We start from the raw sequence: 12,551 nt of genomic DNA, 5'->3' as shown, positions 1-12,551 counted from the left end.
AGCCTGACATGCTGTCTCGCCGTGATTTTCTGCAAATGTCCATGGCCGCGGCCTCCATCTATGGCGGGTCGGGCTTTGGCAACTGGGCGCGGCTGGCCGCGCAGGACAAGTTTGACCAAGACGCGCTGTTGGAGTTTGGGAAGTTCGGCAATGTCACTTTGATGCATGTCACCGACATCCACGCGCAGCTGAAGCCGATCTATTTCCGCGAGCCATCGGTCAACATCGGCGTGGGCGAGAACCACGGCAAGGTGCCCCATATCACTGGTGAAGACTTCCGCCGCCGTTATGGCATCGGCGGCGGCACCCCGCTGGATTATGCGCTGACCTATGATGATTTCGTGGCTCATGCACAGGCTTACGGCAAAGTCGGCGGGCTGGACCGTGTGGCCACCGTGCTGAACGCAATCCGGGCTGATCGGCCTGATGCGCTGCTGCTGGATGGCGGCGACACATGGCACGGCTCAATGACCTGTCTCAAGACCGAAGGGCAGGACATGGTCAATGTGATGAACGCGCTGAAGCCTGACGCGATGACTTTCCACTGGGAGTTCACGCTGGGCTCTGAGCGGGTGCAGGAGATCGTCGAGGGGCTGCCCTATGCCGCGCTTGGCCAGAACATCTTTGACGCGGAATGGGATGAGCCTGCCGAACTGTTCAAACCTTACAAATTCTTCGAGCGGGGCGGCGTGAAGGTCGCCGTGATCGGGCAGGCCTTCCCCTATCTGCCGATCGCCAACCCCGGCTGGATGTTCCCTGAATACTCCTTTGGCATCCGTGATGAGCACATGCAGTCGATGGTCGACGAGGTGCGCACCCAAGGCGCTGAGGTGGTCGTTTGCCTGAGCCACAACGGCTTTGACGTCGATAAGAAGATGGCCGGGATCGTCAAGGGGATCGACGTGATCCTCTCGGGCCACACCCATGACGCGCTGCCCGAGCCGGTGCTGGTGGGCGAGACACATATCATCGCCTCCGGCTCGCACGGGAAATTCGTCAGCCGCGTCGATCTTGATGTGCGCGACGGCAAGATGATGGGTATTCGTCACAAGCTGATCCCGATTTTCTCGGACCTGATCACGCCGGACGCCGAGATCGCCAAGCTGATCGACGCACAACGCGCGCCGTTCCTTGACGAATTGACCCATGTGGTCGGCAAGACCGACACGCTGCTCTACCGCCGCGGTAATTTCAATGGCACCTGGGATGATCTGATCTGCGACGCCATGCTGTCCGAGCGCGACGCCGAGATCGCGCTGAGCCCCGGTGTCCGCTGGGGCGCGTCGATCCTGCCCGGTCAGGACATCACGCGCGAGGACATCTTTAACGTCACCTCAATGACCTATCCCAACACCTACCGCACGGAAATGACAGGTGAATTCCTGAAAGTCGTGCTAGAGGATGTGGGCGACAACCTGTTCAACCCCGACCCCTATTACCAGCAGGGCGGCGACATGGTGCGTGTCGGCGGCATGGGCTTCAAGATGGACATCGCCAAGCCGCAGGGCGAGCGCATCAGCGAGATGACCCTGCTCAGTTCCGGTGAGCCGATTGACCCGCAGCGCAGCTATGTTGTCGCCGGTTGGGCCTCGGTCAACGAAGGCACCGAAGGGCCGCCGATCTGGGACGTGGTGGAAAGCCATATCTCCAAATTGGGAACGGTTTCCGATGGCGCCCGGACGCCGGTGAAATACGTTCTGCCTAAGTAAGAAAAAGCAGAATAGGGGTTCTCACAAGCAAACAAATTCAATAAACTGAATTTGTATTTGTGAGGGCCACGACATGACTGAAGAAAACCACAACGGACCATCGCGCCGTGCCTTTCTAACTGGCGCAGGGGCGGTGGCCGCAGGGACATTGGCGGGCAAAGCCAGCGCCGAGACCGATCCCGCGATTGCGATTAAACCTTGGATGCAAGAACTGGGCGACGGCGTCGATGTCTCGCCCTACGGCATGCCTTCTCCCTATGAAGAAGACGTCAAACGCCGCACCGTAGAATGGCTGACTGCCGATCCCGTAAGTTCGATCAACTTCACCCCGATCCATGCGCTTGATGGCACGATCACGCCCAACGGCGTGTGCTTTGAGCGGCATCACTCCGGCGTGGCCAAGGTCGACCCGGCAGAACATCGTTTGATGATCAACGGTTTGGTGGACCGCGAGTTGATCTTCACCATGGAAGACCTGATGCGCTTCCCGCGTGAGAACCACGTTTACTTTCTTGAGTGCGCGGCGAATTCAGGCATGGAATGGCGCGGCTCGCAGCTTAACGGTGTGCAGTTCACCCACGGCATGATTCACAACGTCGAATACACCGGCATCCCGCTGCGGTTGCTGCTCGAAGAGGCGGGCGTCAAGACCGAGGGCAAATGGCTGCTGGCCGAGGGGGCCGATGCGGCGGCAATGAGCCGGTCGATCCCGATGGAAAAGGCACTGGACGACTGTCTGGTCGCCTTCAAGATGAACGGCGAGGCGCTGCGGCCTGAACAGGGCTATCCGGTGCGTCTCGTGGTGCCCGGCTGGGAAGGCAACATGTGGGTCAAATGGCTGCGCCGTCTCGAAGTGGGCGATCAGCCTTGGCATCACCGCGAAGAAACCAGCAAATACACCGACTTGCTGGACGACGGCACCGCGCGCCGCTTTACGTGGGAGATGGACGCGAAGTCGGTCGTCACCAGCCCCAGCCCGCAGGCGCCGATTACCCATGGTCCCGGGCCGACCGTGCTGACAGGTCTGGCGTGGTCTGGCCGCGGCACGATCCCGCGCGTTGATGTGACCATTGATGGTGGCATCACCTGGCATAAGGCGCGGATGAGCGGGCCAAGCACGCCAAAGGCGCTGCACCGTTTCTATTACGACTTTGAATGGGACGGCAGCCCGCTGCTGGTGCAAAGCCGTGCGCATGACAGCACCGGCTATGTGCAGCCCACCAAAGATCAACTGCGCGAGATGCGCGGGCTCAATTCAATCTACCACAACAACGGCATCCAGACCTGGGCTGTTGATGCTGACGGAAAGGCCGAAAATGTCGAGATTTCTTAAACTTGCACTGCTGGCCAGCACGATGGCCTCACCGCTCGCGGCCGAGCCTTTGGGCCTTGGCCGCCCCGCGACCCCCGAAGAGGTTGCTGTCTGGGACATCGACGTGCGCCCCGATGGTTTGGGCCTGCCCGAAGGCAGCGGTGACGTGGCCACAGGCGACGGCATCTACACCGAGAAATGTTCGGCCTGTCACGGTGTCTTCGGCGAAGGCGCAGGCCGCTGGCCGGTGCTTGCGGGCGGGCAGGGCAGCCTGACCGACGCGCGCCCCGTCAAGACCGTGGGCAGCTACTGGCCCTATCTGTCGACTGTGTTCGACTACGTACACCGGGCCATGCCCTTTGGCGATGCGCAGTCGCTAACCGATGATGAGGTCTATGCGATCACGGCCTATCTGCTCTATCTCAACGATGAAGTGGATGAGGATTTCGTGCTGTCGTCCGAGAACTTCACTGAGGCGCGTTTGCCCAATGAGGAAGGCTTCGTGCCGGATGACCGGATGGAGATCGAATTCCCCGCGTTCAGCAAAGAGCCTTGCATGACGGACTGTAAGCCTGAGGTTGAGATCACAATGCGCGCCGCCGTGCTCGATGTGACGCCTGAGGAGACTGCGGCTAAGGAAGCGGCAGAGAAGGCCGAAGCCGAAACCACCGAGCCTGCGACAGAAGAGGCGGCGTCTGACCCGACCACCGAAGAAGCGCCAGCACCCGAAGAGGCCACCGCTGAGGAAACACCTGTCGAAGTCGCCGAAGCCCCCGCCGCTGATCCCGCGATGATCAAGGCAGGTGAAAAGGCCTTTCGCAAGTGCAAATCCTGCCATCAGATCGGCGCCAAGGCGAAAAACCGGGTCGGCCCGGTGCTCAACGGCATCGTTGATGGCCCGGCAGGCGCGGTCGAGGGGTTCCGTTATTCCAAAGCGATGGAAGCGGCTGGTGAGGAAGGTCTCGTCTGGTCTCACGACGAATTGAGCGCCTTCTTGGCGGATCCCAAGGGCTACATGAAAGGCACCAAAATGTCTTTCCGTGGTGTGCGCAAAGAGGAAGATATCGACGCGCTGATCGCCTACCTGCGTGACGCGTCGGAGTGATCTGACAGATTAGGGAAAACTGACGTGCCTGCCCCCCTTGAACCCCCATACCGGGGGGACTAATCTCTGGGTAACAGTTTTGCGGGTATGGTCCCGCGAACAGGAACTGAGGCAGGCACGCATGAACGACCCGATCAACACTTACATGAATACGCTCGTCCCCATGGTGGTTGAACAGACCAGCCGGGGCGAGCGTTCTTACGACATCTTCTCGCGCTTGCTGAAAGAACGGATCATCTTCGTCAACGGGCCGATCCACAGCGGGATGAGCCATCTGGTCGTCGCGCAACTTCTGCATCTTGAGGCGGAAAACCCGTCCAAGGAAATCAGCATGTACATCAACTCGCCCGGTGGCGAGGTGACGGCGGGCCTGTCGATCTATGATACGATGCAATACATCAAGCCCAAGGTTTCCACCCTGATCTGCGGCATGGCGGCCTCGATGGGCTCGGTCATCGCAATCGGCGGTGAGAAGGGGATGCGTTTCGCGCTGCCCAACGCCGAGGTGATGATCCACCAGCCCTCCGGCGGCTCGCAGGGCATGGCCGAAGACATCCTGATCTCGGCCCGCCATATTGAGCGGACCCGCGAGCGGATGTATCAGCTTTACGTCAAACACTCTGGTCAGCCGCTCGACGTCGTGCAAAAAGCGCTCGACCGCGATCTGTGGATGACACCGGAAGAAGCCAAAGAATGGGGCCATCTCGACGAGATCGTTGAGAGCCGTGGCAAGGCGGATGACGCCGATGCTGCTCGCAAGGGCAAGAAAGACAAATAATTGACGGACCCGGCGCTGCATATTTTGCGATTGTAGCGCCGGGAACACTGGCCTAAGCTTGAGGCCAAACATCGCGGCCCTACGTTTTAGGGCGGACATACACGACAGACCTGAAAGGTTTGAGATGGCGAATACTTCCGGCAACGACAGCAAGAACACGCTCTATTGCAGTTTCTGCGGCAAGAGCCAGCACGAGGTGCGCAAGCTGATTGCGGGGCCGACCGTGTTCATTTGCGACGAATGCGTTGAACTTTGCATGGATATCATCCGTGAGGAAACCAAGGCTTCCGGCCTCAAAGCGACCGACGGCGTGCCGACGCCCCGCGACATCTGCGGCGTGCTGGACGACTATGTGATCGGTCAGGCGATGGCCAAGCGCGTCCTTTCGGTGGCTGTGCACAATCACTACAAACGCCTGAATCACGCCCAGAAGGGCGGCGATATCGAACTGGCGAAATCCAACATCCTGCTGATCGGCCCCACTGGCTGCGGCAAGACGTTGTTGGCCCAAACGCTGGCGCGGATTTTGGACGTGCCCTTTACCATGGCCGATGCGACCACATTGACCGAGGCTGGTTATGTGGGCGAGGATGTTGAAAACATTATCCTCAAGCTCTTGCAGGCGTCCGAGTACAACGTCGAACGGGCGCAGCGCGGCATCGTTTATATCGACGAAGTCGACAAGATTACCCGCAAGTCTGAAAACCCCAGCATCACCCGTGATGTGAGCGGTGAGGGCGTGCAGCAGGCGCTGCTGAAACTGATGGAAGGCACTGTGGCTTCTGTCCCGCCGCAGGGTGGGCGCAAGCATCCGCAGCAGGAATTCCTGCAGGTGGACACCACGAACATCCTGTTCATCTGTGGCGGGGCCTTCGCCGGTCTCGACAAGATCATCGCGACACGTGGCAAGGGCTCGGCGATGGGCTTCGGCGCTGATGTGCGCGACCAAGACGCGCGCGGCATTGGCGAAATCTTTACCGATCTGGAGCCGGAAGACCTGCTCAAGTTCGGTCTGATCCCTGAATTCGTGGGCCGTCTGCCAGTTCTGGCCACGCTCGAAGATCTGGACGAAGACGCGCTGGTGACGATCTTGACCGAGCCGAAGAACGCTTTGGTCAAGCAATATCAGCGTCTGTTCGAGCTGGAAGACACGCAGTTGTCCTTCACTGATGACGCACTGCAAGCGATTGCCAAACGCGCGATTGAGCGCAAAACCGGCGCCCGCGGCCTTCGCTCCATCCTTGAGGACATCCTGCTCGACACGATGTTCGAACTGCCGGGGCTGGATACAGTGACCGAGGTTGTCGTCAACGAAGAGGCCGTCACGTCAGAGGCTAAACCGCTGATGATCCACGCGGATAGCGAAAGCAAGGAACCCGCCACCGCTGGGTAAAGCTTTGCGCTGAACGGTTAAGTTTGGCGGAGTAAACGAGAGGCGGACCAATGCGGTCCGCCTCTTTGCATGTGAGGGCTGACGCGAGCGCACTCAACCACCTGTGCATTTAGCCATCTTGTTTGACCACTTCATACTGATCGCCCAATCGCGCCTCTACCACTGCGGGGTCAAGTGTCTGCCAGTCTGATCCGTTGCGAGAGATAAAACCCCGCGCTGCCAAGTCCTGTCCCAAGGCGGGCATGTCCAATTCCCCCATCCAAAGCCGGGTTTTAGCCTTGCCGTGCGGTTTCCATGATCGGGTCAGGTGGCAAAGCGTGGCGGGGGTGATCCCGGCGAAACTGTGCAGATGCTGCTCCAACCCACGGGTGGCCGAAGACGGGCGGCGCACGACGATCGCGACCTGCTGGGCGGGGCGGGCGAGCATGGCCAGCAGATGCAGCGCCGAGCCTTCGGCGGCGATGATCTGGCGGGCAGCCTTATAGGCTGCGATCTGGGTGCGCAGGTCATGTTTTTCAGGGTGAAAGATTTCGTACCCCTCCGCCGCCAGCGCCATTTCAAGCGCGTCTTCACCAATCAGATTACCGCGCCCTGCGGGCAGTTTGCTGCGGCTGATGTAGAGCTTCTCTGCCCCCTCGGCTTGAACATCGCGGGCAAACCTCTCGGCAATGGCCTCTCGAAAAAACTCGGTGCCAGAGATCAAACTCCCCAGCCCAAAACCCTGTCCGGGAACGATCAGCCGTTCCACACGAGTGGGCGCGTCGAGGCTAATGACCGGTTTGTCAAACCCCATGAGTTTGAGGAAATCGCTTTGATAGGCGGCGACTTCGCCGCCGTTACGGGCGCGTTTGGGGATAAACAGGATGCCGTCAATGTCCTCTTTAAGGTGATCCAACGCCCAAAGTCGCGAACTGCTCTCGACCAGAAAATGCCCAAAGTGTTTCCACAACACGCCGCCCCAAAGCCAAGTGCCTGCACGCTCAGCCAAATCTCCGGAGGGCATTTCCGGCGGCGTGGTGAGGAGCCGGCCATTGCGCCAAAGCGCGGCCTGCGGGCAGGGGCGCCCGTCACTTTGCAAGACCCCGGCAGCCTGCACCAATCCGCCGCTTTGCGGGGGGATCGCGAGCGCGTTGTCGAAGGTCTCGATCTGTGTCGTCCAACCGCCCTCGGGGACGGGCGGACGTTTCGCAGCGTCAAAGGTGCAGGTCCAGACATGGCGCGTGCATAGGCCCGGCTCTTTGCAAAAGCCTGCGCGTTCGAGAATGGTTTTGCATTCACGCATGCCTTCGCGGCCATAGGCTTCGGGATGGAACTCAATCACCACCGCGCGCAGTCCATCGAGCGATGCATGACGCAGAAACTCCAGCTCCCCGCCTTCGATGTCGATCAGCAGAACGTCCGGCGCAAAGTCCTGCAGAATCGCGTCATAGGCAACTGTCGGCACACCAACCTGCGTGGTGGCGCGGGTGTCGCTATCGATCAAAGATGAACCGAGAAAGGAATTGCGGATGTGAAAGGGCAGCGTGTCTGGCCGGTCCGGAGAACTCACAACCACCTGATTTCGCACAGAGATAACATCCTGCACCCCGTTCAGAGCGTAGAGGGCACGGATATGCGGGATAAGCGCGGGGTTGGCTTCAAAAGACAGCACCGCTGCGGGTGCGGCCTCTTGTGCCGCAATGGCACCCACCAGCCCCAGACCCGCACCCATTTCCAAGACCCGGTCACCTGGCCGGATTACCGCCAGGGCACCGTCAATCTCTTGGCGCTCATAGCGGCCTGCGTTGATCCGCTTGATCCGCATGTCATTCAGAAATGGCGAGGCAGGCACCCGTACGCCGTGACATTCTGCGGCGGTCTGCGGGATGGGTTGTGCCTGTGCCATAACTGTCCTTTCGTTTTGCCAAAGCCTAGCTTCCTGCCGCAAGGGGGCCAAGCCCGTTCGCACCGAGGCTGGACGCCACGGCCCTCATGGTGCATATAACGGACAACAGGAACGGAGACCTCGATGGGCATTCTCAATTCACTTTTGCGCAGCGTGACATGGTGGAACGGCCAGACGTTGAACACCCAACTTTTCACTTGGCGTAAGGGCAACAAGGTCGGTGAAGACGCGCAGGGTAATATCTATTATCGCAACGCCGATGACAGCAAACGCTGGGTGATCTTCAATGGTGAAGCCGAGGCGAGCCGGGTGAGCCCTGATTGGCACGGTTGGTTGCACCGCACATGGGACGAGCCGCCGACCGACAAGCCGCTGGTTCACAAGCCCTGGGAAAAGGCGCATGTCGAGAATCGCACTGGCACAGCAATGGCCTATGCGCCTGCCGGGTCTTTGCGCCGCGCCGCGCCGGTTGAGCGCAAAGACTATGAGGCATGGCAGCCCGAGTAAGGCACGGCCAGCATAAAGCAGCAGCGGGTAGGGTGATGAGACAGCTAATCTTGGCGACAGCCCTTTTGGCCGCATCGGCCTTGGGGCCGGTCCATGCACAGGACGCAGAAGAGGTGGCCAGCGCCAGCGGCGGCGTTCTGCGGGCCTTGGACAAGATCTCTGGCGATACGGTCGATCTGGAAATTGCAAAAGGGGCGTCGACCACCTTGGGCAATTTGCAGATTGCGATGATTGATTGCCGTTACCCCCTAGGTGATCCCGCAGCCAATGCCTATGCCGCCTTGGAAATTACCGAGACTGGCAAATCCGGTGCGTTGTTTTCGGGCTGGATGATCGGCTCGGCCCCGGCGCTGAACGCGCTGGAGCATTTTCGCTATGATGTCTGGGTCATGCGCTGCACCACATCCTGAAGGCTTGCCGGTGCGGGTGCGGTGAAATCTGCGTAACCTGATTTGGCGTCTTCAAGCTGGGCATGATAGGCCGCGCGGCTGATCTCTACCGCGCCGAGTGATGCTAGGTGATCCGTCAAAAACTGGGTGTCGAACAGGATAAAGCCCGCGCGGTTCAGGCGATCCACCAAGGCGGCCAGCGCCATTTTGGACCCATTCGTCCGGCGCGAAAACATGCTTTCGCCGAAGAACGCCCGCCCAAGTGTTACGCCGTACACACCGCCCGCCAATTCTTCACCGTCCCAGACCTCAAAGGAATGGGCATGACCTGCGCGGTGCAGCGCACCGTAGAGCGCGGCGATCTCACCATTGATCCAAGTCTCGGCGCGGTCCGCACAGGCGGCAACCACAGCGTCGAAATCACGGTTGATCGAGGTCGTAAAATGGGTCCGCCGCATGGCGCGGGCCAAAGAGCGCGAGAGGTGAAACCCGTCAAGCGGCATCACCCCACGACGCCGCGGATCGACCCAGAAAATCTCTGGATCGTCGCGATGTTCGGCCATGGGGAAAATCCCCATGGCATAGCCGTGAAGCAGAATCTCGGGCGTCAGCTCCGACATAGGGTGTCAGGCGTTGCCGAGGTTGGTTTCCAGCCAGTGCTCCAGCCAGTGGATGTTGTAGTCACCCGATTGCACGTCTTCCTCGGCCAAAAGCGCGTGGAACAGCGGCACAGTGGTATCTACCCCATCGACGATCAGCTCACCCAAGGCCCGACCCAATCGCGCCAGCGCCTCTGGCCGGTCGCGCCCATGCACGATCAGTTTGCCAATGAGACTGTCGTAAAAGGGCGGAATCGAATAGCCGTCATAAAGCGCGGAATCCATCCGCACACCCAAGCCGCCCGGCGCGTGATACTGCGTGATCCGGCCCGGACAGGGCGCGAAGTTCGGCAGTTTCTCGGCGTTGATGCGGACCTCAATGGCATGGCCGTTGATGGTCAGATCATCCTGCGTGAACGACATCGGCATTCCTTCGGCCACGCGGATTTGCTCGCGCACCAGATCGACGCCATAGATGGCTTCGGTCACCGGGTGTTCCACCTGCAGGCGGGTGTTCATTTCGATGAAATAGAACTCGCCGTTCTCATAAAGGAACTCGACCGTGCCCGCGCCGATGTAGTTGATGCTGGCAATCGCATCCGCACAGACCTTACCAATCCGCGCGCGTTCTTCGTCGCTGATCGCAGGGCCGGGGGCTTCCTCAAACACCTTTTGGTGGCGGCGCTGAAGCGAACAGTCGCGCTCGCCCAGATGCACCGCGTTGCCTTTGCCATCCCCAAAGACCTGAATCTCGATGTGGCGCGGGGTGGTGAGGTATTTCTCGATATAGACTTCGTCATTGCCGAAGTTCGATTTGCCTTCCGCCCGCGCGGTGTGGAAGGCTTTCTCCATGTCCTCGGCGGATTGAGCAACCTTCATGCCCTTGCCGCCACCGCCGGAGGTGGCTTTGATAATGACCGGATAGCCAATCTCTTCGCCAAGGCGTTTGGCTTCTTCGAGGGTCGCCACGCCCCCGTCGGAGCCGGGAACACAAGGCACGCCGAGTTTTTTCATCGTGTCTTTGGCGGTGATCTTGTCGCCCATGACACGGATGTGTTCGGCGGTGGGGCCGATGAAGGTCAGGCCGTGGTCCTCAATCACCTGCACGAAATTGGCGTTTTCAGACAGGAAGCCATAGCCGGGGTGAATCGCCTCGGCGCCGGTGATCTCACAGGCGGCGATAATGGCGGGGATCGACAGATAAGACTGCGTGGCAGAGGGCGGGCCGATACAGACGGATTCGTCGGCCATGCGCACATGCATCGCGTCACTGTCAGCGGTGGAATGCACCGCGACCGTCTGGATGCCCATCTCGCGGGCCGCGCGGATGACGCGCAGGGCGATCTCTCCACGGTTGGCGATTAGGATTTTATTGAACATGATCTGCCCTTATTCCAGGATCACCAGCGGGGCGCCGAATTCAACCGCATCGCCGTCACCGACAAGGATACGCTTCACGGTGCCCGCGCGGGGGGCGGGAATGTGGTTCATCGTTTTCATCGCTTCCACGATCAGCAGCGTGTCGCCTTCGGAAACAGAAGCACCGACAGAGATAAACGCAGGCGCGCCCGGCTCACTTTGCAGATAGACTGTGCCAACCATGGGCGAGGTCACGGCACCGGGGTGATCGGCGGGATCAGCATCCGCAGCGGCAGCAGGCGCGGTGCTGCTGGGTGCGCTTGCAGGCGCGGGTGCGGGGGCGGGGGCAGCAGGGGCGGCTTGATACTGCTGCTGCTGGGGTGCGGCCATGATCTGTTGTGGTGGCTTGCGGCTCACACGCACGTTCAGGCTGTCATCCTCGGCGTAATCACGTTTGACCTGAAGCTCGGTCAGGTCATTCTCGTTCAGCAGCTCGGCGAGGGCCTTGATGAAGGCCACGTCACTGTCATGGGTGTTTTTTGTCATTGGATCCTCGAAGATTTCGACAGGCTGTCAGCCCGTCGCTGCGCGATTGATTGTGCTCGCTTATAGGCCAAGGGCAAAGCCATGAAAAGGCAACTGTTGTCTAGGGGGCGGGATGGGTTTTTTTGCCTGCCCGGCGCCAGAGGTTCATATCGCGCCTCTCACCGCGCCGGGAGATGACCGGAAAAGTCAGATCGCGAGGTATTCCGCACGCAATTCGGCGTTTTCGAGCACTTCGGCTGCTGTGCCGTCAAAGACGATGCCGCCTGTGTCGAGGATCACCGCGCGGTCGGCCAGTTTCAGCGCACGCACGGCGTTCTGCTCCACCAGAATGGTGGTAATGCCCTGCGCCTTAATCAGCGCCAATGTCTTTTCGATTTCGTCTACGATCACCGGGGCAAGCCCTTCGTAGGGTTCATCCAAAAGTAATACCTTTATGTCCCGCGCCAAGGCCCGCGCAATCGCCAGCATTTGCTGTTCGCCGCCGGAGAGGGTGGTGCCTTCTTGGTTCTTGCGCTCACCCAAACGCGGAAAGAGGTCATAAAGTCGGTCCAGTGACCAACCAATGGGCGGGGCAATCTGGGCCAGTTTGAGGTTCTCTTCGACCGTGAGGCCCGAGATAATGCGCCGATCTTCCGGCACCAGCGCCAGTCCCGCCGCTGAAGCCTGATGACTGGCCATATTGTGCAGCGGCTGATGGTCAAGCCAGATCTCGCCACGTTTCAACTCGGGGTTGCTGACCCGCGCGATGGCCCGCAGGGTTGAGGTTTTGCCCGCGCCGTTGCGGCCCAAAAGCGCGAGGATTTCACCTTCGTGAACGTTAAAGCTCACCCCCTGCACGATGTAGCTCTCACCGTAATAGGCGTGAATGTCCCAGACCGAGAGGAAGGCCGGAGAGGTTTGGGCGTGGTTGGCGTTTTTATCTAGCGTGTCGGTGCTCATCGGGGTGTCCTTGCGGTTCGGCCATGCGGG

Annotated in this window: 12 protein-coding genes; 7 read left to right on the top strand and 5 right to left on the bottom strand. The window is 60.0% G+C overall.

From position 1 onward, the window contains the following. Positions 1-8: 8 nt before the first annotated feature. From soxB to clpX, 5 genes are all read left to right on the top strand, one after another. Entirely contained in the window at positions 9-1,709 is a 1,701-nt protein-coding gene (gene soxB, locus HTT03_RS04790; protein WP_174858713.1) for a thiosulfohydrolase SoxB, read from the top strand. 73 nt (positions 1,710-1,782) lie between these two features. Next, positions 1,783-3,042, top strand: coding sequence for a sulfite dehydrogenase (gene soxC / locus HTT03_RS04785; RefSeq protein WP_174858712.1), 1,260 nt, complete (start codon positions 1,783-1,785; stop codon positions 3,040-3,042). After that, positions 3,026-4,126 carry a c-type cytochrome gene (locus HTT03_RS04780; RefSeq protein WP_174858711.1) on the top strand — a complete coding sequence of 367 codons (1,101 nt, stop codon included), beginning with the start codon at positions 3,026-3,028 and terminating at the stop codon, positions 4,124-4,126. The genes soxC and HTT03_RS04780 overlap by 17 nt, the downstream gene beginning before the upstream one ends. Before the next feature lie 121 nt (positions 4,127-4,247). Continuing rightward, on the top strand, positions 4,248-4,904 hold the full coding sequence (locus HTT03_RS04775; protein ID WP_174858710.1) for an ATP-dependent Clp protease proteolytic subunit: 657 nt from the start codon (positions 4,248-4,250) through the stop codon (positions 4,902-4,904). A 124-nt stretch (positions 4,905-5,028) separates the two neighbouring features. Continuing rightward, complete coding sequence (clpX, locus tag HTT03_RS04770) at positions 5,029-6,297, top strand: ATP-dependent Clp protease ATP-binding subunit ClpX (protein ID WP_174858709.1); 1,269 nt, start codon at positions 5,029-5,031, stop codon at positions 6,295-6,297. A 109-nt stretch (positions 6,298-6,406) separates the two neighbouring features. Here the strand turns inward: clpX and HTT03_RS04765 are convergent, their stop codons facing one another. Next, positions 6,407-8,182, bottom strand: coding sequence for an FkbM family methyltransferase (locus tag HTT03_RS04765; protein ID WP_174858708.1), 1,776 nt, complete (start codon positions 8,180-8,182; stop codon positions 6,407-6,409). Between the two features lie 123 nt (positions 8,183-8,305). Between HTT03_RS04765 and HTT03_RS04760 the strand changes: the two genes are divergently transcribed. After that, positions 8,306-8,689 carry an NADH:ubiquinone oxidoreductase subunit NDUFA12 gene (locus HTT03_RS04760; protein ID WP_174858707.1) on the top strand — a complete coding sequence of 128 codons (384 nt, stop codon included), beginning with the start codon at positions 8,306-8,308 and terminating at the stop codon, positions 8,687-8,689. 35 nt (positions 8,690-8,724) lie between these two features. Then, positions 8,725-9,099, top strand: a complete 375-nt coding sequence (locus tag HTT03_RS04755) for a DUF2155 domain-containing protein (RefSeq protein WP_174858706.1) — start codon at positions 8,725-8,727, stop codon at positions 9,097-9,099. Here HTT03_RS04755 and aat read toward each other — a convergent pair. The 4 genes from aat to HTT03_RS04735 form a co-directional block, all read right to left on the bottom strand. Beyond that, a complete protein-coding gene (gene aat / locus HTT03_RS04750) occupies positions 9,063-9,698 on the bottom strand; it encodes a leucyl/phenylalanyl-tRNA--protein transferase (protein ID WP_174858705.1) in 636 nt (211 codons plus the stop codon). The genes HTT03_RS04755 and aat overlap by 37 nt on opposite strands. Positions 9,699-9,704: 6 nt before the next feature. Continuing rightward, positions 9,705-11,057: an acetyl-CoA carboxylase biotin carboxylase subunit gene (gene accC / locus HTT03_RS04745; RefSeq protein WP_174858704.1), complete on the bottom strand. Its 1,353-nt coding sequence runs from the start codon at positions 11,055-11,057 to the stop codon at positions 9,705-9,707. A 9-nt stretch (positions 11,058-11,066) separates the two neighbouring features. After that, a complete protein-coding gene (gene accB / locus HTT03_RS04740; protein WP_174858703.1) occupies positions 11,067-11,582 on the bottom strand; it encodes an acetyl-CoA carboxylase biotin carboxyl carrier protein in 516 nt (171 codons plus the stop codon). A 186-nt stretch (positions 11,583-11,768) separates the two neighbouring features. Then, positions 11,769-12,521 (bottom strand): ABC transporter ATP-binding protein, encoded by a 753-nt coding sequence (locus tag HTT03_RS04735; protein ID WP_174858702.1) that lies wholly within the window; start codon positions 12,519-12,521, stop codon positions 11,769-11,771. Between the last annotated feature and the right edge of the window lie 30 nt (positions 12,522-12,551).

Origin of the sequence: Sulfitobacter maritimus, from assembly GCF_013346665.1 — a bacterium.
In the GTDB taxonomy this organism is placed as follows: Bacteria; Pseudomonadota; Alphaproteobacteria; order Rhodobacterales; family Rhodobacteraceae; genus Sulfitobacter; species Sulfitobacter maritimus.
Note: the sequence above shows the minus strand (reverse complement) of the source record. Positions and strands in the feature narration are given on the sequence as shown.